The sequence below is a fragment of the Pseudomonas sp. NBRC 111127 genome, from assembly GCF_001320345.1.
Taxonomy (GTDB): domain Bacteria; phylum Pseudomonadota; class Gammaproteobacteria; order Pseudomonadales; family Pseudomonadaceae; genus Aquipseudomonas; species Aquipseudomonas juntendi.
This window is the reverse complement of the sequence record NZ_BCBD01000003.1, coordinates 60,520-80,040: the sequence shown is the minus strand read 5'-3', so window position 1 is coordinate 80,040 and position 19,521 is coordinate 60,520. Positions and strand designations below refer to the sequence as shown.

General features: G+C 62.2%; 18 protein-coding genes. 8 read left to right on the top strand and 10 right to left on the bottom strand.

What is annotated here, in order from left to right; translation table 11 throughout:
• Positions 1-55 precede the first annotated feature (55 nt).
• From APH30_RS01370 to ltrA, 6 genes are all read right to left on the bottom strand, one after another.
• On the bottom strand, positions 56-364 hold the full coding sequence (locus APH30_RS01370) for a tetratricopeptide repeat protein (RefSeq protein WP_009682348.1): 309 nt from the start codon (positions 362-364) through the stop codon (positions 56-58).
• Positions 365-375: 11 nt separating this feature from the next.
• Positions 376-1,749 carry a Trk system potassium transporter TrkA gene (gene trkA / locus APH30_RS01365; protein WP_009682347.1) on the bottom strand — a complete coding sequence of 458 codons (1,374 nt, stop codon included), beginning with the start codon at positions 1,747-1,749 and terminating at the stop codon, positions 376-378.
• A 23-nt stretch (positions 1,750-1,772) separates the two neighbouring features.
• Complete coding sequence (rsmB, locus tag APH30_RS01360; protein WP_054911477.1) at positions 1,773-3,083, bottom strand: 16S rRNA (cytosine(967)-C(5))-methyltransferase RsmB; 1,311 nt, start codon at positions 3,081-3,083, stop codon at positions 1,773-1,775.
• Positions 3,080-4,012, bottom strand: coding sequence for a methionyl-tRNA formyltransferase (gene fmt / locus APH30_RS01355; RefSeq protein WP_054911476.1), 933 nt, complete (start codon positions 4,010-4,012; stop codon positions 3,080-3,082). Before fmt ends, rsmB begins: the two co-directional genes overlap by 4 nt.
• 60 nt (positions 4,013-4,072) lie before the next feature.
• Complete coding sequence (gene def, locus APH30_RS01350; protein WP_009682343.1) at positions 4,073-4,579, bottom strand: peptide deformylase; 507 nt, start codon at positions 4,577-4,579, stop codon at positions 4,073-4,075.
• A gap of 107 nt (positions 4,580-4,686) precedes the next feature.
• A complete protein-coding gene (gene ltrA / locus APH30_RS01345) occupies positions 4,687-6,393 on the bottom strand; it encodes a group II intron reverse transcriptase/maturase (RefSeq protein ID WP_054911475.1) in 1,707 nt (568 codons plus the stop codon).
• A 1,237-nt stretch (positions 6,394-7,630) separates the two neighbouring features.
• Between ltrA and dprA the strand changes: the two genes are divergently transcribed.
• The 4 genes from dprA (at position 7,631) to APH30_RS01325 (ending at position 10,841) form a co-directional block, all read left to right on the top strand.
• Positions 7,631-8,728 (top strand): DNA-processing protein DprA, encoded by a 1,098-nt coding sequence (gene dprA, locus APH30_RS01340; protein WP_054911474.1) that lies wholly within the window; start codon positions 7,631-7,633, stop codon positions 8,726-8,728.
• 41 nt (positions 8,729-8,769) lie between these two features.
• Positions 8,770-9,327: an L-threonylcarbamoyladenylate synthase gene (locus APH30_RS01335; RefSeq protein ID WP_015268440.1), complete on the top strand. Its 558-nt coding sequence runs from the start codon at positions 8,770-8,772 to the stop codon at positions 9,325-9,327.
• A gap of 215 nt (positions 9,328-9,542) precedes the next feature.
• Entirely contained in the window at positions 9,543-10,046 is a 504-nt protein-coding gene (locus APH30_RS01330; protein WP_256221929.1) for a hypothetical protein, read from the top strand.
• Positions 10,047-10,526: 480 nt separating this feature from the next.
• The gene (locus APH30_RS01325; protein ID WP_054911472.1) at positions 10,527-10,841 is read left to right on the top strand and encodes a hypothetical protein; all 315 of its coding nucleotides are present in this window, start codon (positions 10,527-10,529) and stop codon (positions 10,839-10,841) included.
• A 121-nt stretch (positions 10,842-10,962) separates the two neighbouring features.
• Here APH30_RS01325 and APH30_RS01320 read toward each other — a convergent pair whose 3' ends face one another.
• On the bottom strand, positions 10,963-11,940 hold the full coding sequence (locus APH30_RS01320) for an NADPH:quinone reductase (RefSeq protein WP_054911471.1): 978 nt from the start codon (positions 11,938-11,940) through the stop codon (positions 10,963-10,965).
• 134 nt (positions 11,941-12,074) lie between these two features.
• On the opposite strand from APH30_RS01320, the gene hemF reads away from it, so the two are divergent.
• Both hemF and aroE read left to right on the top strand, forming a co-directional pair.
• The gene (hemF, locus tag APH30_RS01315) at positions 12,075-12,986 is read left to right on the top strand and encodes an oxygen-dependent coproporphyrinogen oxidase (RefSeq protein ID WP_054911470.1); all 912 of its coding nucleotides are present in this window, start codon (positions 12,075-12,077) and stop codon (positions 12,984-12,986) included.
• Positions 12,987-13,011: 25 nt separating this feature from the next.
• Positions 13,012-13,836, top strand: a complete 825-nt coding sequence (gene aroE / locus APH30_RS01310) for a shikimate dehydrogenase (protein ID WP_054911469.1) — start codon at positions 13,012-13,014, stop codon at positions 13,834-13,836.
• Between the two features lie 99 nt (positions 13,837-13,935).
• On the opposite strand, the gene APH30_RS01305 is transcribed toward aroE, so the two are convergent.
• The 3 genes from APH30_RS01305 to betC all read right to left on the bottom strand — a co-directional run bounded on the left by APH30_RS01305 (position 13,936) and on the right by betC (position 18,105).
• Positions 13,936-15,501, bottom strand: coding sequence for a SulP family inorganic anion transporter (locus APH30_RS01305; protein WP_054911468.1), 1,566 nt, complete (start codon positions 15,499-15,501; stop codon positions 13,936-13,938).
• Between the two features lie 144 nt (positions 15,502-15,645).
• Positions 15,646-16,575, bottom strand: a complete 930-nt coding sequence (gene choX, locus APH30_RS01300; RefSeq protein WP_029886703.1) for a choline ABC transporter substrate-binding protein — start codon at positions 16,573-16,575, stop codon at positions 15,646-15,648.
• A 12-nt stretch (positions 16,576-16,587) separates the two neighbouring features.
• Complete coding sequence (betC, locus tag APH30_RS01295; RefSeq protein ID WP_054911467.1) at positions 16,588-18,105, bottom strand: choline-sulfatase; 1,518 nt, start codon at positions 18,103-18,105, stop codon at positions 16,588-16,590.
• Positions 18,106-18,213: 108 nt separating this feature from the next.
• On the opposite strand from betC, the gene APH30_RS01290 reads away from it, so the two are divergent.
• Positions 18,214-19,113: a LysR family transcriptional regulator gene (locus APH30_RS01290; protein WP_009682331.1), complete on the top strand. Its 900-nt coding sequence runs from the start codon at positions 18,214-18,216 to the stop codon at positions 19,111-19,113.
• 48 nt (positions 19,114-19,161) lie between these two features.
• A complete protein-coding gene (locus APH30_RS01285) occupies positions 19,162-19,494 on the top strand; it encodes a DOPA 4,5-dioxygenase family protein (RefSeq protein ID WP_009682330.1) in 333 nt (110 codons plus the stop codon).
• The last annotated feature ends 27 nt before the right edge of the window (positions 19,495-19,521 follow it).

Here is a 19,521-nt window from a genome sequence, read left to right as displayed (position 1 = left end):
GGTCCCTGTGGGAGCTGGCTTGCCTGCGATGGGCTGCAAAGCAGCCCCGGCTATCTCAAGCCTTGTTCAGCTTCTTGAGAAAAACGGTCATCTCTTTCTCGGCCTGCTTGTCCCCGTGGGCCTGTGCCGCCACGATCCCATCCTCCCAGGCCTTGCGCGCCGCCGCCAGGTCACCCTGCAACTGACAGGCCTTGCCCAGCAGCTTCCAGGCTGCCGAGTACTTCGGGTCCTGCTCTACACAGCGCGCCAGGTGCACCGCAGCTTCAGCCCCGTTACCTTCATCCAGCCAGGCCTTGCCCAGCCCGAAACGCAGCAACGGGTTATCCACACCCTTGGCCAGCATCTTCTCCAGCGACTCGCGCATGCCCTTTGCTCCTAGAAGAAACTCAAGCCGACGTGGAACAGCTTCTCCACATCGCGAATGTGCTTTTTATCCACAACGAACAGGATCACATGGTCACCCGATTCGATCAGGGTGTTGTCGTGGGCAATCATGACCTCTTCGGCACGGATGATCGCGCCGATCGTGGTACCCGGTGGCAGGTTGATGTCCGCTATCGCCTTGCCAACGACCTTGCTCGACTTGGCATCGCCATGGGCCACCGCCTCGATCGCTTCGGCTGCGCCACGGCGCAGCGAGTGCACGCTGACAATGTCGCCCCGGCGCACGTGGGCCAGCAGGGTGCCGATGGTCGCCAGCTGCGGGCTGATGGCAATGTCGATCTCACCCCCCTGCACCAGGTCGACGTAGGCTGGGTTGTTGATGATGGTCATCACCTTGCCTGCACCCAGGCGCTTGGCCAGCAGCGACGACATGATGTTGGCTTCGTCGTCGTTGGTCAGGGCCAGGAAGATATCGGCGTCGGCGATGTTTTCTTCCAGCATCAGGTCCCTGTCCGAGGCGCTACCCTGCAACACCACGGTGCTGTCTAGCGTATCGGACAGGTGCCGGCAGCGGGCCGGGCTCATCTCGATGATCTTCACCTGATAGCGGCTTTCGATGGCTTCGGCCAGGCGCTCGCCAATTTGGCCACCACCGGCAATGACGATGCGCTTGTTGGTCTGGTCGATGCGACGCAACTCGCCCATCACTGCCCGGATGTCTTTTTTCGCGGCAATGAAGAACACCTCGTCATCGGCTTCGATCACCGTGTCGCCACGCGGGGTGATTGGCCGGTCGCGGCGGAAAATGGCGGCCACACGGGTATCCACGTTAGGCATGTGCGCGCGGATCTGGCGCAGTTGCTGGCCCACCAGCGGCCCGCCGTAGTAAGCCTTCACGGCCACCAGCTGCGCCTTGCCTTCGGCGAAGTCGATCACCTGCAGCGACCCTGGGTGTTCGATCAGGCGCCTGATGTAGTTGGTCACCACCTGCTCGGGGCTGATCAGCACGTCGACCGGGATGTGGTCATTGTCGAACAGCTCTTCACGGGTCAGGTAGGCCGACTCGCGTACCCGGGCAATCTTGGTCGGGGTGTGGAACAGCGAATAGGCCACCTGGCAGGCAACCATATTGGTTTCGTCGCTGTTGGTTACCGCCACCAGCATGTCGGCGTCGTCGGCACCGGCCTGGCGCAGCACCGTCGGCAGCGAGCCGCGGCCTTGCACGGTGCGGATGTCCAGGCGGTCGCCCAGGTCGCGCAGGCGGTCGCCGTCGGTATCGACCACGGTAATGTCGTTGGCTTCGCTGGCCAGGTGCTCTGCCAGCGTACCGCCCACTTGCCCTGCGCCGAGGATGATGATTTTCATCCGCTACTCCCTACCCTTTGTGCTTACCCGCGCGAGGCGGCGATCTTGATCAGCTTGGCATAGTAGAACCCGTCGTGGCCGCCTTCCTGGGCCAGCAACTGGCGGCCGTAAGGCTGGCGCAGGCCGGCCTCGGTGGCCAGGTCCAGCTCCCGCGCGCCGGGGGTGCGGGCGAGGAAGGCCTCGATCACTTGCGTGTTCTCGGTCGGCAGGCTGGAGCACGTGGCATACAGCAGCATGCCGCCCACTTCCAGTGTCGGCCACAGGGCATCGAGCAGTTCACCTTGCAGGGCGGCCAGGGCCGGAATGTCGTCGGCCTGGCGGGTCAGCTTGATATCCGGGTGGCGGCGGATCACGCCAGTGGCCGAGCAGGGGGCGTCCAGCAAGATGCGCTGGAACGGTTTGCCGTCCCACCAGCTGGCAGTGTCGCGGGCGTCGCAGGCGATCAGCTCGGCATCGAGCTGCAGGCGGTCGAGGTTCTCGCGCACCCGGGTCAGGCGCTTGGCCTCAAGGTCGATGGCTGTCAGGTGAGCCAGGCCTGGTTCGGCTTCCAGCAGGTGGCAGGTTTTGCCGCCGGGCGCGCAACAGGCGTCGAGCACGCGTTGGCCGGCGGCCAGCTCCAGCAAGTCAGCGGACAACTGCGCGGCTTCGTCCTGCACACTCACCCAGCCCTCGGCGAAGCCTGGCAGGCCACGTACGTCGCAGGCTTCGGCCAGCACGATGCCATCGCGGCTGTAGTGGCAGGCGCTGGCGGCAACGCCCGCGTCGGCCAGCAGGCGCAGGTAGGCGTCACGGCTGTGATGACGGCGGTTGACCCGCAAGATCATCGGCGGGTGCGCATTGTTGGCGGCGCAAATGGCCTCCCACTGCTCTGGCCAGAAGGCCTTCAGCGCCTTTTGCAGCCAGCGCGGGTGGGCGGTGCGTACCACGGGGTCGCGCTCCATGCCGGCCAGCAGTGCTTCGCCCTCGCGCTGGGCGCGGCGCAGCACGGCATTGAGCAGGCCCTTGGCCCAGGGTTTCTTCAGTTTGTCGGCACAACCTACGGTCTCGCCAATTGCGGCGTGGGCCGGAATTCGGGTGTAGAACAGCTGGTACAGGCCGACCAGCAGCAGCGCCTGCACATCGGCGTCTGCGGCTTTGAACGGCTTCTGCAGCAGCTGGGCGGCCAGCAGGTCGAGCCGGGGCTGCCAGCGTGCAGTGCCGAACGCCAGGTCCTGGGTCAGGCCGCGGTCGCGCTCATCGACCTTGTCCAGTTGTGCCGGCAGCGAGCTGTTCAATGAAGCCTTGCCGCTGAGTACAGCGGCAAGGGCACGGGCGGCGGCGAGGCGTGGGTTCATTGGCCAAGTACCTTGCCGGCGGCGAACTTCTCGCGGCGGCTGTTGAACAGGTCGCTGAAGCTCAGCGCCTTGCCACCGGGCAGTTGCAGGCGGGTCAGGCTCAGTGCCTGGTCACCACAGGCAACCACCAGGCCATCTTTACTGGCGGACAGGATCTCGCCCGGCTCACCTTTGCCTGCTGCCGCGTTGGCTGCCAACACCTTCACGCTCTCGCCATCGAGGGTGCTGTGGCACACCGGCCAGGGGTTGAAGGCACGGATCAGGCGCTCCAGTTCGACGGCCGGGCGGCGCCAGTCGAGGCGCGCTTCGTCCTTGTTCAGCTTGTGTGCATAAGTGGCCAGGGCATCGTTTTGCACCTCGCCTTGCAGCGACCCGTCGGCCAGGCCGGCGATGGCTTGCACGACGGCGGGCGGGCCCATTTGCGCAAGGCGGTCATGCAGGCTACCGCCGGTGTCCTCGGCGCTGATCGGGGTGGTTACCTTGAGCAGCATTGGGCCGGTATCCAGGCCGGCTTCCATGCGCATCACGGTGACACCGCTTTCGGTATCGCCGGCTTCCACGGCACGCTGGATCGGCGCTGCACCGCGCCAGCGCGGCAGCAAGGAGGCGTGGCTGTTGATGCAGCCCAGGCGGGGGATATCCAGCACCGCCTGCGGCAGAATCAGGCCGTAGGCAACCACGACCATCAAGTCTGGCTGCAGTGCGGCAAGTTCAGCTTGCGCCTCGGCGTTGCGCAGGGTTTGCGGCTGCAGTACCGGGATGCCATGGGCCACGGCCAGCGCCTTGACCGCACTGGGCATCAGCTTCTGGCCACGGCCGGCAGGGCGGTCAGGCTGGGTGTAGACGGCCACGATCTCGTAAGGGCTGTCGAGCAGGGCCTTGAGGTGTTCGGCAGCAAACTCTGGGGTGCCTGCAAAGACGATGCGCATGGAGTTCTCGCTTCAAAAAAGAAAAAGGCTTGCCGGAGCAAGCCTTCTGGAAGGTGGGGATCAGGCTTGCTGGCGGTGCTGCTTTTCCAGTTTCTTCTTGATCCGGTCGCGTTTGAGCTGCGACAGATAGTCGACGAACAGCTTGCCGTTGAGGTGATCGAATTCGTGCTGCACGCAGACCGCCAGCAAGCCTTCGCACTCCAGCTCGAACGGCTTGCCGTCGCGGTCCTGGGCTTTTACCCGTACCCGCAGCGGGCGGTCGACGTTCTCGTAGAAGCCCGGCACCGACAGGCAACCTTCCTGGTACTGGCCCATGTCGTCGGTCAGCTCTTCGACCGTAGGGTTGATGAAGACCCGCGGTTCGCTGCGGTCTTCGCTGAGGTCCATCACCACGACCTGCTGGTGCACGTTGACCTGGGTCGCGGCCAGGCCGATGCCGGGGGCTTCGTACATGGTTTCAAACATGTCGTCGATCAGCTGACGCAGGGCGTCGTCGAACACCGTCACCGGCTTGGCGATGGTGCGCAGGCGCGGGTCGGGGAATTCGAGAATGTTCAAGATGGCCATAAGGTCAGGCAGTCACTGTGCGTTTGGTTGAAAAGTCGGGTGGGAACCGGCCATTACTGGCCAGCTCCCCCCTAAGAACCGTACGTGCGCCTTTCAGCGCATACGGCTCAAGCCTTCACCAAGCTTCCAATGGAAGCCGGTTTGCTCACGTGCAGACCACGCGTGTGGAGCTGGTTGTGACAATTAGGATGCAAGAGTACCCGATTGGCCAAAGCGTCACCACCGTCTACGGCCCGGTGGATGATGTGGTGGTCGTGCCACCCTGTTTCCTTGGTGATCGGTTGTTTGCAAAGCAGGCACAGGCCGTTCTGGCTGGCGAATAAATTTCCGATTTGTTTCCGGTACTTCAGCTTATTCAGCATCCGGTCCATCCGGAGTTTCTCGCCCATGGCCTCCATGGCTGGATCGTAGGGGTTATATTCCCCACTCACCTTTCTGTGCCGCTCGATCGGAGTACTCGCAAGCGAGTACAACTCGAACTCCCGTTTCGTCCCATTTTCCTCCAATACTGTGGTCGCGAACACCCATTTCCTGTCCCCTGAGGCCCGAAAATACTTCTTCCTGACCCAGTCGAGGGACTTGTTTGGGTGCCGCCTCTTTGCCCATCGCCAGAGTTTGATAAACACTCTGTTGTCCATACGGCTGTACGCTTGTTTGGCAACTACTGGCTGGTGGTACAGAGCCCACCCTCTCAGCATCGGGTTTAGCATTCGGATCAAGTCGTCCTGCCTCACCGTCTTGTGAGAGTCGATCACCTCTCGAACCTTGCTATAGAACGCCTTAACGTTCTTCTTGCTCGGCTTGATCAGTAACGTTCCTTCGTATTTCCGGAAACTCCATCCAAGGAAGTCGAAGCCTTCGTCGATGTGAGCAACACGCGTTTTCTTGAGTGACAACCGCAGCCCTCGCGTCGCGAGGAACTGTTCTACCCAAGGTTTTACTTCGTTCTCAAGCACCTCCGAGGAGGTGCCAGTAATCACGAAGTCATCTGCGTATCGCACCACATTCACCTTCAGTTTCTTCGCCCTTGCCACTCCTAGGTATTGCTTGAGGAGTGTTTCCAGACCATCCAGTGCCAGATTTGCCAACACCGGGGAGATAATTCCCCCTTGTGGCGTGCCTGCGTCCGTTGCGTGCAACTGCCCCTTGTGGATGACTCCAGCCTTTAACCACTGCTGAAGCATCCGGGTATCCGTAGGGGCATTCCTTAGCAGCCATTCGTGGTTGATGTTGTCGAAGAACCCTTCGATGTCTGCGTCCAAAACCCAACAGGCGGAAGCCTGTTTGGAAAGACACAGGAAGAGCTGCGCCATCGCATCCGCCGTACAACGTTCGATCCTGAAGCCGTAGCTATTAGGATCGCCATGGGTTTCGGCGATGGGAGACAGGGCCAGCATATACAGCGCTTGCATAGCCCTATCCGTCATGGTCGGTATGCCCAATGGGCGTTCCCGTCCATCCGACTTCGGGATGTAGACTCGCCGTAGTGGCCGAGCCCGGTAACCCCGCGTCTTCAACTGACCAACCGCGTTCCATTTCGCGATGGGTGTGTCCCAGAGTTGCCTATCGACTCCCGCCGTACGGCTTCCCTGATTTTCCGTGACTCTCCGTACAGCCAAGTATCTGGCCGACTTCGAGCGAGTAAGCATTCGTTGCAGGGATTTAACCCTGCGCCATTTGCCTTCCCGACAAGCCTTCGCAATTCGCACCTGCATTTCCCGGACATTCCGTTGAACCCGACGCCAATCGACGTCGTGCCATTGTTGCGGAGTGCCGGAAAGCGCAGGCTCACCTTGCTGGCTAAGCTCTTTCATGCTGCTTTCCTCTCAAAGTGATACCACCCGAGCGGAATGCGCACGTACCCCTGAGGGGCGTATGCACCCCGTCAGGGTTGGAAGATCAAGGGCCAATGAAGCCAGCCCTGAAGTTGATGAGACGGTCTCAGTCAGAGTCATTGCGGCAGAAGACCACGCAGAAGTCTGCCCGGTTTCCCGTGGGGTGATGTTCCAACCCCTATCCAAGCCATTACAACCTGGCGTTCGCTTTCTCTGCGATCCCATACCCGCACCGCCAACAGTGTTCCTTACGGTTCACCTGCCCAAAGGGCAGCGATACGGGCTTACCACGTTCCCTGTCTGTCACACGACTGGGTTAGGACCTACCTTTTTCACCGGTGATCTCGGAAGACGACGTATCCCCAGCTCAGACGGGAATAACCGATCACGTACCTTTTGGTTCAAGCCTGTCAGCAGCTTTGGCTTGGCTATGTTTACGGTGTTTATCAGTAGTTCACATATGTTGCCCATACCAGTCAGCCTAGCGCCTTAACCCGGCACTGCTCCGAGTCTCTGCACCCCTCCTCGCGGAGAGAATGCACCCGAGATGGGGGCTACATTGTCAGACGGGCTTCACACACCACCGTTGCCAGTAGTGCATGCCGTCGTAGGCTACCGTTGGTCGTACAACGAGTCCGCTACTGCTCCGTGCGGGCGGCAGTTGGACAATGACAGACAGAGCTTCCGCTCATGTCTCCTGAGGAAAAGCCGAGCCAAGACGGTAATGACCGTTGGTCGGTTATTTGTTACCTCCTGCAATGAAAACGAGCAGGAGGTGACCCCTGCGGGGATCTACACTCCCGCGTGGGTTAAGTCTAAGAGGCTCTCCAAAACCGGGAGTACCGGTTCTGCGGTCGTGCTACCGAGAGCTGAACGACCTTGGGGTTTGCCATCCGCCGCAGCGGTAAGCCCTTGAAGGCAGTGGACTTCTGGGTTGGTTTTGTTTCTTGGGGATGAATACCCAAGTATTCGATTTCCTTGCAGAAATCCCATCAAGCTGGCCATACAGCTTGGTGGAGGAGACACGCTACGCGTGTCGCACCTGAGCACACATAATAAAGGCAAACGTGGATTTCAGCACCTGTGAAAGCTCGTCTAGGGTTTTCAGGGCCTGCTTGTCGGCTATTCGATAGACAGGTTGTCAAACCGTTATCAACACAGTTATCCACAGCTTGTGCCACGCCGATGGCCCTTTTTCAGATCAAGGATGATCCCCATGTCGAATCACCATTCGTCGCCTGTTGCGCCGGCTGAACTGGAGGCGCGGCTGCGTCTGCACCGTTTGCCGGACACCGGCCTGCGGCGTTTCTGCACGTTGCTGGAGGCGTTTGGCAGCGCATCTTCTGCCCTGTGCGCACCCGCCGGCGCCTGGCGCGCGTTGGGCATTCCCCAGGCAGCAATCGACGCGCGGCGCAGTGCCGAAGTGCGCGACGGAGCGCTGGCGGCGATGGCCTGGCTAGAGCAGCCGGGCCAGCATTTACTGATGTTTGACGGACCTGGTTACCCGCCGCTGCTGCGGGAAATCGATGACGCCCCGCCATTGCTGTTTGTCGCCGGCGACCCTGCCCTGCTCGAGCGCCCGCAGCTGGCAATTGTGGGAAGCAGGCGCGCTTCACCGCCAGCCCTCGATACCGCCGCGGCGTTTTCCCGTTACCTGGCACAGGCCGGTTTCACGATTACCAGCGGGTTGGCAGTGGGTATCGATGGCGCCGCTCATCGGGCCGCAATACAGGCCGGTGGGGGTACGATCGCGGTGCTCGGCACAGGGCTGCAAAAACTTTATCCACAGCGGCACACCGCGCTGGCCCAGGCGATTATCGACAGCGGCGGCGCGCTGGTTTCCGAGTACCCGCTGGATGCCGGGCCACAGCCCAGCAACTTCCCCCGGCGTAACCGCATCATCAGTGGCTTGTCGCTGGGCGTGCTGGTGGTCGAGGCCAGCCTGGCCAGTGGTTCGCTGATCACGGCGCGGCTGGCGGCAGAACAAGGCCGCGAGGTGTATGCCATTCCGGGCTCCATCCACCACCCTGGGGCCAAGGGCTGCCACCAGTTGATTCGCGACGGCGCGCTGCTGGTGGAAACCGTGGAGCAGATCATGGAAAGCCTGCAGGGCTGGCAGAACCTGCCACCTGCGGTTGCGGACAAGTTCGACCACCCACTGCTGGCCTTGCTGCACGCGGCGCCCCAGACCAGCGAAAGCCTGGCCCATTGCAGCGAGTTGCCACTGGCCGAAGTGCTTGCGCAATTGACCGAGCTGGAACTGGAGGGGCGGGTCAGCAATGAAGCCGGGCGTTGGTTTGCCCGCGCGGGCTAAGTACACTGCGCACAGGCAAGTTCATAGGCGGAGTAACAGCAATGGTAAGCAGTTTTCGTGTGCAACAAGCCGCACGTGAGATCCGGGCGGGCGCAGTAATCGCCTACCCAACGGAAGCGGTCTGGGGCCTGGGCTGCGACCCCTGGAACGAGGACGCGGTGTACCGCCTGCTGGCGCTGAAGTCGCGGCCTGTGGATAAAGGCCTGATCCTGGTCGCCGACAATATCCGCCAGTTCGACTTTTTGTTCGAAGATTTCCCCGAGGACTGGATCGACCGTATGGGCAGCACCTGGCCGGGGCCCAATACCTGGCTGGTGCCGCACCAGGACCTGTTGCCGGAGTGGGTGACCGGGCAGCATGACACCGTAGCGCTGCGGGTCAGTGACCACCCGGTGGTGCGCGAACTGTGCGCGCTGGTGGGGCCGTTGATTTCCACCTCGTGCAACCCCGGCGGGCGCCCGGCGGCGAAGACCCGATTGCGGGTGGAGCAGTACTTCCATGGCCAGCTGGACCTGGTGCTGGGTGGGGCGCTGGGGGGGCGGAAGAATCCGAGCGTGATTCGCAACCTGGCTACCGGTGAGGTTGTGCGGCCGGGTTGATACCGCTGGCGAGGGCTTCGCCCTCGTTTCGCGACACAAGGCCGCTCCTACAAGTACAGCGCAGCTTTCAGCCCTGGCGCTATGCCTGTAGGAGCGGCCTTGTGTCGCGAAAGGGCCGCAAAGCGGCCACACTAATCGTCAGACCTATTTCTGATTTGCCCGATCTTGCCAATTGGGAAGCTTCCTACTGTCTCTGTCCTAAGTCATCACCTTCCATGCTGGAACCCCTGCCTCTAGCCTGCTCACGTCGCAATTCGGCGGGAGCATCCGAAGCAATGCCGCTATTCAAAAATGCCGAATATCTGATAAGGGCGGATCTGCAGCAGCTTGCGTCCAACAACCGGGTTAGATCGGTGGAAATAGGCAGGTTTACCGCAGATCAATTTGAAGCGATAAACAGGCAGAAAGAAGCGCAGGAACTACCGCTGCTTGAGGATCCGGGCATCGTATTCATCGGTAGCCATGCCTACAGAAGCCGTGTGATTCGAGATGGCTACACCATTGATGACATGATTTTGCAAATCGAGGCAGCACTGGCGGCGACATCAATCTGGAAAAACGCCACGCGCATGACCGCTCTTCGCAGCACGATTGGTCGTGACGATGGCTATGGCAATGAAGTTTTTGATGAGGCGATTTTTGAACTGACGGCTCGCAAGCCCAAGGCAGAGCTGTATTCGATTATCCCTAAAGGGGATAGAAACAAGCCCAAAAAATAAAGGCCGCTTGAGCGGCCTGAATGGTAAGGATGTACTCGCCCGGATAACTTGAAACTCAACCGGCGCACCAGCACAACCTCAGGAGCAAAGGCTACGCCTCCGAGCATTCATGGTCAAGCGGCGCCCCTCACCCTCCCCGCGGCGCAGCGCTTGATGCTGGCGCGCCATTGCAGTCAGGGTTTTCTGATTGTTGCCAAAATGGCTGTCCAGCTCGCGGCTTGGGAAATATCCTACGACCCGCGTCCTCTGCCATCACCTTCTCAGTGGGAACCTCTGCCCTTAGGCTTCAACCGTCGCCGAATAACTTGGCGATCGGGTGTGGTAACCCGGATGTGCTTGGGGCGTCACAGCTATGGCAGCTGTGCGCGGGAGGCTTCGTGCCTGCCGGGAGCGCCTCCAGCCCGGTTTACCACCTCGCGTACAGCTGCCGCCTAAACCGTGTGGTAACGGCTTGGCGCCAGCTCATGCCTGGAGCAAGCCATGAAAAAAATAGTGCCCGATCCACCCCTACCCTGCACCTCCACCCGCCCGTTCGGCCGCTGCGACGCCGGCCATGACCCACTCTTCACCGTCAACCCGAACATTTTCGCCGAGGACGCTCTGGTCCATGTAGCCCTGTACCTGCGCAGCGCCTACGAAACCGGCTACAAAGCTCTGGACTACATGCGCGAAGAGGGCCGTGGCATGTTCTGGTCGAACCTGCATGCGATTGAAATGGCAGAGGGGGTGGTCGAGGCAATACTCGATGGGATCGAGTCGACCCCGCCACCGACGAACCGACCCTCACAGCCATAGCGCAGCTTTCAGAGCCGACGCAGCACCTGTGGGAGCGGGCGCGCCCGCGAATACCGGCAAAGCCGGTGCCATCCACCGCGGTGGCTTCTTCGCGGGCATGCCCGCTCCCACAGGGCACGGCTCAGGGAATGAGTACTGTCGACCCTACAGTCCGCCGCGCCGACAGCTCTGCCTGCGCCTTTGCCGCCTCGCTCAGCGGGTACTGCTGCTGGATATCCACAACCAGCTTGCCACTGCCAATCATCGCAAACAGGTCATCGGCCATGGCCTGGGTGTTTTCGGCATTGTTGGCATAGGTTGCCAAGGTCGGCCGGGTCACATACAGCGAGCCCTTCTGCGCCAGAATTCCCAGGTTCACCCCGCTGACCGCACCCGAGGCATTACCGAAGCTCACCATCAGCCCGCGCGGTTGCAGGCAGTCCAGCGAGGTCAGCCAGGTATCGGCGCCAACGCCGTCGTACACCACCGGGCATTTCTTGCCGTCGGTCAACTCCAGCACCCGCTTGGCCACGTCTTCATGGCTGTAATCGATGGTCGCCCATGCGCCCAGCGCTTTGGCCCGCTCGGCCTTCTCGGCAGAACTCACAGTGCCGATCAGCTTGGCACCCAACGCTTTCGCCCATTGGCACGCCAGCGAACCCACGCCACCGGCGGCCGCATGGAACAGGACCACGTCACCCGCCTTCACCTGGTAGGTTTGCTTCAGCAGGTACTGCACGGTCAACCCCTTGAGCATCACCGCCGCTGCCTGCTCGAAGCTGATGTTGTCGGGCAGCTTGACCAGGTTGGCCTCCGGCAGCGTGTGAACCTCGCTGTATGCGCCCAGCGGGCCGCCGGCATGGGCCACGCGGTCACCCACCTTCAGCCGGGTCACGCCTTCGCCCACGGCCTCGACCACACCGGCCGCTTCGGTGCCCAGCCCCGAAGGCAGTGATGGCGGTGCATACAGCCCGCTGCGGAAATAGGTGTCGATGAAGTTCAGGCCGATCGCATGGTTGCGCACGCGCACCTGCTGGGGCCCCGGCGGGGCGGGTTCGAATTCCACAAATTGCAGCACTTCGGGGCCGCCATGCTGGCTGAACTGGATACGCTTGGCCATCTCGTACTCCTGTAGTCGGGATCGGGAAAGGCCTTCTATCGGACGCCTTTGCTTGATCGCCGTCAACTGCGGCGCGCGCGCTGGCGGTGTTATGCTACGCGGCGAATTCTTCCCTGCCCGTTCCTGGTGACCCGATGACTAGCCGCACCGAGGCCGTGAAAGCCTACCTGCTCGACCTGCAAGACCGCATCTGCTCTGCCCTCGAAAACGAAGACGGCGGTGCCCGCTTCGTCGAGGATGCCTGGGTGCGCGAAGCCGGTGGCGGGGGGCGTACGCGGGTGATCGGCGAGGGCAAGCTGATCGAGAAAGGCGGGGTCAACTTCTCCCACGTATTCGGCGCCGGCCTGCCGCCGTCGGCCAGCGCCCACCGCCCGGAGCTGGCGGGCCGGGGCTTCGAGGCCTTGGGCGTGTCGCTGGTGATCCACCCGTACAACCCGCATGTGCCCACCTCGCACGCCAATGTGCGGTTCTTCATTGCCGAGAAGGAAGGTGAAGAGGCGGTGTGGTGGTTCGGTGGCGGTTTCGACCTGACCCCATACTACGGCGTCGAGGAAGACTGCATTCACTGGCACCGCGTGGCCGAGCAGGCATGTGCACCCTTCGGTGCCGATGTGTATCCGCGCTACAAGGCCTGGTGCGACCGCTACTTCCACCTCAAGCACCGTGGCGAGCCACGCGGCATTGGCGGGCTGTTCTTCGACGACCTGAACGAGTGGGGCTTCGAAACCTGCTTCGCCTTCATCCGTGCCATTGGCGATGCCTATGTCGACGCCTACCTGCCGATCGTCCAGCGCCGCAAGCACACCCCCTATACCCCGCAGCAGCGTGAGTTCCAGGAATACCGCCGCGGCCGCTACGTGGAGTTCAACCTGGTCTACGACCGCGGCACCCTGTTCGGCCTGCAGTCGGGCGGGCGCACCGAGTCCATTCTCATGTCGCTGCCGCCACAGGTGCGCTGGGGCTATGACTGGAAGCCGGCACCGGGCAGCGAAGAAGCGCGCCTGACCGACTACTTCCTGCAAGACCGCGACTGGCTTGGCCAGTAAGCCTGTGGATAACCAAGGAGCCGCCATGGACCAGTACGTCGTTTTTGGTAACCCCATCGGCCACAGCAAGTCGCCGCTGATTCACCGCCTGTTTGCCGAGCAGACCGGCCAGGACCTGGAATACGCCACCCTGCTGGCGCCGCTGGATGAGTTCAGCGACTGCGCACGCGGCTTCTTCAAGCAAGGCAGCGGCGGCAATGTCACCGTGCCGTTCAAGGAAGAGGCCTACCGCCTGTGCGACAGCCTGACCCCGCGTGCCCAGCGCGCTGGCGCGGTGAACACACTGAGCAAGCTGGCTGACGGCACTTTGCAAGGTGACAACACCGATGGCGCCGGCCTGGTGCGTGACCTGACGGTGAATGCCGGAGTCGAGCTGACGGGCAAGCGCATTTTGATTCTCGGTGCCGGCGGTGCAGTGCGTGGCGTGCTGGAGCCGATCCTGGCGCACAGGCCGCAATCGCTGGTGATCGCCAACCGTACCGTGGAAAAGGCCGAGCAGCTGGCGCGTGAGTTCGATGAACTGGGGCCGGTGGTGGCCAGCGGGTTTGCCTGGTTGCAGGAGCCGGTGGATGTGATCATCAACGCCACTTCAGCCAGTTTGGCCGGGGAATTGCCGCCGATTGCCGACAGTTTGGTCGAGGCAGGGCACACGGTTTGCTACGACATGATGTATGGCAAGGAACCTACGCCGTTTTGCCAGTGGGCGCAGAAGCTGGGCGCGGCCAAAGTGCTGGATGGGTTGGGGATGCTGGCTGAGCAGGCCGCTGAGGCGTTCTTTATCTGGCGTGGGGTACGGCCGGATACCGCTCCGGTGTTGGCTGAGTTGCGCCGGCAATTGGCTCGGGGCTGAAATTGCCGGGGCCGCGTTGGGTCGGCGTACACCCTTCCCTTGTGGGAGCGGCCTTGCGTCGCGATGGGCTGCAAAGCAGCCCCTAATCTCAACCCAACCTCATTCCTCAAACCGGATAGGGCACAACTGCGCCCCTTCCAGCTTCTGCAATTCCTCGATCACCTGCGGCCTTGCCCGGTGCAAGGTCAGGCTCCCGCCCAGGCGCCGCAAGCGCCGTGCCTCGCGGTGCAACATGTCCACACCGGAGTAGTCGATGAAATTCACCTGCCGCGCATCGATCACCACATGCGGGCCTTGGCACAGCTGCAAACGTACTTGCAGGTAGTGCGCCGCGCCAAAGAAGATTGAGCCACCTACCCGCAGCACATCCGCTTCGCCCTCGCGGCTTTGCTGCACCCGTGGCCGTGATGTGCGTTTGAGGTAGAAGAACAGCGACGCCAGCACCCCGGCATAGATCGCCGTCTGCAACTCCAGCAGCAAGGTTGCCGCCGCCGTCAGCGCCATTACCAGGAACTCCGAACGGCTGACCCGGAACAGCGCGCGGATGGCTTGGCGGTCCACCAGCCCCCAGCAGATCAACAGTATGCTGCCGGCCATGGCGGGGATCGGCAACTGTGCGATCAAGCCAGCACCGGTGATGGCGAACAGCGCCACCCATAGCGCCGAAAACACCCCGGCCATGGGGGAGCGGGCACCTGCTTCGTAGCTCAGGCCCGAGCGGGTGAAGGAGCCAGCAGACAGGTAACCCGAGAAGAACGCGCCAACGATGTTCGACACGCCCTGGGCGCGAATTTCCTGATCAGGGTCGATCAGCTGTTCCGAGCGTGCCGACAACGACCGGGCAATCGACAGGCTGGTGACCAACCCCAGCATACCTACCGCCACGGCACTGGGCAGCAGGCGCAGAATCAGCTCCACGTCCAGCAAGGGCAGCGGGCTCAAGGGTGGAAGCTGGCCGGTGAATGCCGCGACCCTCGGCACATGGCCAAACCAGCCCGGCAGCAGCCAGGCCAGCAGGCTCACCGCGATCAGGCTTATCAACAGGCTGGGCCAACGCGGGCGCCAGAGTTTGAGCGCCACACCGATAACCACGGTGGCCAGGCCCAACAGCAAGGATGGCACATTGATTTCGCCGGCATGGTTGGCCAGGTCCTGTACGGTTTTCAGCGCCGTGGCCTGGCTGGGCAGGTCCATGCCCAGCAGGTTGGGCAATTGCCCCAGGGCAATGACGACCGCGGCGCCAAGGGTGAAGCCGAGCACTACGGAATGCGAGACGAAATTGACCAGCGCACCGAAGCGCAGCAGCCCCAGCAGCAGTTGAAAGACCCCGCCGAGGAAGGTGAGCAGCAGCACCAGCGTGATGTAGTCCGAACTGCCAGCCACGGCCAATGGGCTGATGCTGGCGTAGAGCACGATGGAGATGGCCGCGGTCGGGCCGCAGATCAGGTGCCAGGACGAACCCCACAGGCAGGCGATCAATACCGGCACGATGGCGGCGTACAGGCCGTATTCGGCAGGCAGGCCGGCGATCAGGGCATAGGCGATGGACTGCGGGAGCGCGAGGATGGCACCGCCCAGGCCCACCAGCAGGTCCTGGCGCAGGCTGCGGACCGATTGGCGCGGGAGCCAGGCGAGGAATGGCAGCAGGTGGATGATACGATGCATGGGTTATCCACAATCCTTGATTTAATGCACCTGACCTGTGGGAGCGGGCATGCCCGCGAAGAAGCCACCGCTATAGATGGCACCGGCTTTGCCGGTGTTCGCGGGCATGCCCGCTCCCACAGGTTAGGTGTATTGCTGGTGAGTTCATAGTTTGGCTTTGACGGCCTCCAGGGCATCGCCATCGGCTTTGGTGGTGACCCCGGCCAACCACCCCTCCAGTAACTCGGGGTGCGTCTTGACCCAAGCCCTGGCCGCGTCGTCGAAGCTGATCTTCTTGTCCACAACCTGGGCCATGATGCTGTTTTCCATGTCCAGTGTGAACTTCAGGTTGCCCAGCAGCTTCGCCGCATTCGGGCAGGCTTGTGGATAACCCTTGCGCGTCAGGGTGTACACCTGGCCTTTGCTACCGAACCATTTTTCCCCGCCCGTGAGGTAGTGCATCTTCAGCTTCACATTCATCGGGTGTGGCGTCCAGCCGAGGAAGGTGATGAATTGCTGCTTCTTCACGGCGCGGTCGACCTGCGTCAGCATCGCCTGCTCGCTGGATTCGACCAGTTTCCACTGGCCAAGGTCGAACTCATTGTTGTCGATGATTTGTTTGAGCGACAGGTTGGCCGGTGCGCCGGAACCAATGCCGTACAGTTTCTTGTCGAACTGGTCGGCGTGCTTGTGCAGGTCGGCGAAATCCTTGACCCCGGCATTCCAGACGTAGTCCGGCACGGCCAAGGTGAACTCGGTGCCTTCCAGGTTGCGCGACAACTGCTGCACATCCCCATTGGCGACGAACTTGTCATGAAAGCCCTGGTGCGCCGGCATCCAATTGCCAAGGAAGGCATCCACACGGCCGTCCTTCAGGCCACCGTAGATGATGGGCACGGCCAGGCTGTCGATCTTCACCTGGTAGCCCAGACTTTCCAGTAGCAGCCGGGCCACGGCGTTGGTCGTGGCTATGTCGCTCCAGCCAGGGTCGGCCATTTTTACCGTGCTGCATTGTGCATCGTCGTCAGCGGCGTGGGCCGGGGTGGTACCCAGGCCCAAGGCCAGGGTGAGTACGGCGGCGGAAAACGTGTGCATGGCGGCCTCTTCTCAATCCAGGGGGGCGGGCTGTGGGTAACGTGCCTTGCGCTCGAGGTCGTCGAGATCAATGTGGTTACGCATGTACTGTTGGCTGGCATCTACCCATGGTTGATGGTCCCAGCTGTGCAGCTTGCCGGTAGCCAGCGCTTCGGCCACCAGGCGGCGACGGCGCTGGCTGGCCAGTACCTGCTGGCGCAACCTGGGCATGTCCCAACGCTGTCGGGCTTCCTCGACGAACGCCTGCAGCAGCGCCTGGTGGTCCGGGCTGCTGGCGAGGTTCTCCCGCTCGTGCGGGTCGCGGCCAAGATCATAGAGTAGGCAAGGGTCGTCTTCGCCGTACACGAATTTGTAATGCCCGCGGCGGATCATCATCAGCGGCCCGACAGTGCCTTCGGCCATGTATTCGCCGATCACTTCGTCGTGGCCGCCCTGCCCTTGCAGGTGGCCAAGCAGTGAGCGGCCATCCAGATGCAGGGTGTTATCCACAGCCCCGCCCGCCAATTCGACCAGGGTCGGTAACAGGTCGCAGGTCGATACCGAGGCGCTGACACGGCTGGCGGCAAAGCGCTGCGGTGCATGAACCAGCAGTGGCACCCGCGCCGACATCTCGAACCAGTGCATCTTGTACCAAAGGCCACGCTCGCCGAGCATGTCGCCGTGGTCGCCGGAGAACACGATCAGGGTGTCGTCGGCCAGGTCGCACTCTTGCAAGGTCTGTAACAGCTTGCCGATGTTGTCGTCGATGTAGCTGCAGGCGCCGAAATAGGCCCGGCGTGCATCGCGGATCTTGTCCACGGGCAGCGGTTTGTTCCACAGGTCATAGACCTTGAGCAGGCGCTGCGAATGCGGGTCCAGTTCTGCCTGGCTGAATTCGGTACCAGGCATGGGGATATCCACACCCTCATAGCGGTCCCAGTAGTGCTTGGGAATGGTGTACGGATCGTGTGGGTGGGTCATCGACACGGTCAGGCAAAACGGCCGGCCGTCGTTCTCGCGCACGTGGTCGTAGAGGTACTGGCGCGCCTTGAACACCACCTCCTCGTCGAAATCCAGCTGGTTGGTACGCACGCAGGGGCCTGCCTGCAGTACCGAGGACATGTTGTGGTACCAGCTTGGGCGCACATCCGGCTCATCCCAGTTCACTGCCCAGCCATAATCGGCCGGGTAGATGTCGCTGGTCAGGCGTTCCTCGTAACCATGCAGCTGGTCCGGGCCGCAGAAATGCATCTTGCCCGACAGCGCCGTGCGGTAGCCCAGGCGGCGCAGGTAGTGGGCGTAGGTCGGTACGTCGGCGGGGAAATCGGCAGCATTGTCGTAGGCACCGATGCGGCTTGGGAGCTGGCCGCTGACCAGGGTGAAGCGCGACGGCGCACACAGCGGGCTGTTGCAGTAGGCTGAATCGAACACCACGGCCTGCTCGGCCAGGCGGCTGAGGTGCGGCATCTGAATGGGTGAAGGCCTATAAATGGGCAGCAGGGGTGCGGCCATTTGGTCGGCCATGATGAACAGGATATTCGGGCGTGTCATGCTGGCTTCCATCGTTGAAGGTTATGCGAACCGCTTGCCTATCAAGATGCGACTGTGGATAACATGGGTAAAGCCCATGGCGGGCAATGACTGGGATTAGCCAAGCTTATGTTTGAGCGCTTTGCCGAACTGTCGTTGGATACGTTGCGGGTGTTCGAGGCCGCGGCCCGTTTGCGTGGCTTCACTGCGGCGGCCCTGGCGCTGGGCACCACCCAGCCTGCGGTAAGCCAGCAGGTAAAACGGCTGGAGGCGCAGTTGGGCACACGCCTGTTCGATCGGGTGTACCGCGGGATCGAACTCACCGAGGCCGGCCAGCTGTTGTTCGAGCATGTGCACCAAGGTTTGCAGGCCATGGACGAAGGTATTGCCCAGGTCAGTGGGCGCGGCCAGCGTGAAGTGCTGCAGGTGGCCACCGACTTCGCGTTCGCGGCGTTCTGGCTGATGCCGCGCCTGCAGCGCTTCCACGAGGCTTATCCACACGTGGATGTCAGCCTGGTGACCGGTGAGCGCAGCCAGGGCATGTTGCGCCCGGACATCGATGTGGCCGTGCTGTTTGGTGATGGGCGCTTTCATCAGGGCGAAAGCCGCTGGTTGTTCGATGAGGAGGTTTTCCCGGTGTGCAGCCCCCGCCTGATTCATGGCAAACCCATGTCAGCCGTGGCTTTGCAGCGCTTGCCGTTGTTGCACCTCAAAGGTGAGCAGGCCAGCCGCTGGTTTGACTGGGCGGGTGTATTTCGCGGGTTTGGCGTGGCCAGCCCACCGCCAGCCGGGCAACTGCGGTTCGATAACTACACGCTGCTGATACAGGCGGCGATTGCCGGGCAAGGGGTGGCGATTGGCTGGGGGCACCTGGTGGATGGGCTGGTCGAGCAGGGTTTGCTCTGCCGGCCACTGGAGGGCAGCCTGCGCTCGGAACGCGGTTATTATGCGGTGTTGCCGCCGCGCAAACGCCGGGGCGCGTTGATCGAGCGATTCGTAGGTTGGTTGGAGCACGAGCGAAGCCGGTAAGGGTGAGTTCGGCGCAGAGTCACGCGGGCTTTGGGCCCAGGAGGTACCGTGCAGAGGATCAAGGGTTACCACGCCCACATTTACTATGATGCAGCGACCCTGGAGCAGGCTCGGGCGCTGTGTGAGGAAGCGGCGCGGCTCTTTCCCGTGAGCATGGGGCGCATGCACCAGAAGCCGGTGGGCCCGCACCCGGACTGGAGCTGCCAGCTGGCTTTCGGTCCGGAAGTGGTGGGGGTGGTGTTGCCTTGGTTGGCACTGCATCGCCAGGGTTTGGTGGTGTTCATGCACCCGCTGACCGGTGATGAACTGGCGGACCATCGGGACCATGCGATCTGGATGGGGGCTGTGAGGCCGTTGAACCTGTCGGTTTTTGGGGGCTGAACCTTCAGTGCTTGTGTTGTGCTCATC

What these genes read in the sequence shown, in the direction of transcription:
- hemF (WP_054911470.1), top strand. Translation starts at nt 12,075, where the DNA reads ATGACTAGCCGCACCGAGGCCGTGAAAGCCTACCTGCTCGACCTGCAA.
- APH30_RS01325 (WP_054911472.1), top strand. Translation starts at nt 10,527, where the DNA reads ATGAAAAAAATAGTGCCCGATCCACCCCTACCCTGCACCTCCACCCGC.
- ltrA (WP_054911475.1), bottom strand. Translation starts at nt 6,393, where the DNA reads ATGAAAGAGCTTAGCCAGCAAGGTGAGCCTGCGCTTTCCGGCACTCCG.
- APH30_RS01305 (WP_054911468.1), bottom strand. Translation starts at nt 15,501, where the DNA reads ATGCATCGTATCATCCACCTGCTGCCATTCCTCGCCTGGCTCCCGCGC.
- trkA (WP_009682347.1), bottom strand. Translation starts at nt 1,749, where the DNA reads ATGAAAATCATCATCCTCGGCGCAGGGCAAGTGGGCGGTACGCTGGCA.
- APH30_RS01370 (WP_009682348.1), bottom strand. Translation starts at nt 364, where the DNA reads ATGCGCGAGTCGCTGGAGAAGATGCTGGCCAAGGGTGTGGATAACCCG.
- APH30_RS01330 (WP_256221929.1), top strand. Translation starts at nt 9,543, where the DNA reads ATGCTGGAACCCCTGCCTCTAGCCTGCTCACGTCGCAATTCGGCGGGA.
- APH30_RS01320 (WP_054911471.1), bottom strand. Translation starts at nt 11,940, where the DNA reads ATGGCCAAGCGTATCCAGTTCAGCCAGCATGGCGGCCCCGAAGTGCTG.
- APH30_RS01335 (WP_015268440.1), top strand. Translation starts at nt 8,770, where the DNA reads ATGGTAAGCAGTTTTCGTGTGCAACAAGCCGCACGTGAGATCCGGGCG.
- rsmB (WP_054911477.1), bottom strand. Translation starts at nt 3,083, where the DNA reads ATGAACCCACGCCTCGCCGCCGCCCGTGCCCTTGCCGCTGTACTCAGC.
- def (WP_009682343.1), bottom strand. Translation starts at nt 4,579, where the DNA reads ATGGCCATCTTGAACATTCTCGAATTCCCCGACCCGCGCCTGCGCACC.
- dprA (WP_054911474.1), top strand. Translation starts at nt 7,631, where the DNA reads ATGTCGAATCACCATTCGTCGCCTGTTGCGCCGGCTGAACTGGAGGCG.
- APH30_RS01290 (WP_009682331.1), top strand. Translation starts at nt 18,214, where the DNA reads ATGTTTGAGCGCTTTGCCGAACTGTCGTTGGATACGTTGCGGGTGTTC.
- aroE (WP_054911469.1), top strand. Translation starts at nt 13,012, where the DNA reads ATGGACCAGTACGTCGTTTTTGGTAACCCCATCGGCCACAGCAAGTCG.
- fmt (WP_054911476.1), bottom strand. Translation starts at nt 4,012, where the DNA reads ATGCGCATCGTCTTTGCAGGCACCCCAGAGTTTGCTGCCGAACACCTC.
- choX (WP_029886703.1), bottom strand. Translation starts at nt 16,575, where the DNA reads ATGCACACGTTTTCCGCCGCCGTACTCACCCTGGCCTTGGGCCTGGGT.
- betC (WP_054911467.1), bottom strand. Translation starts at nt 18,105, where the DNA reads ATGACACGCCCGAATATCCTGTTCATCATGGCCGACCAAATGGCCGCA.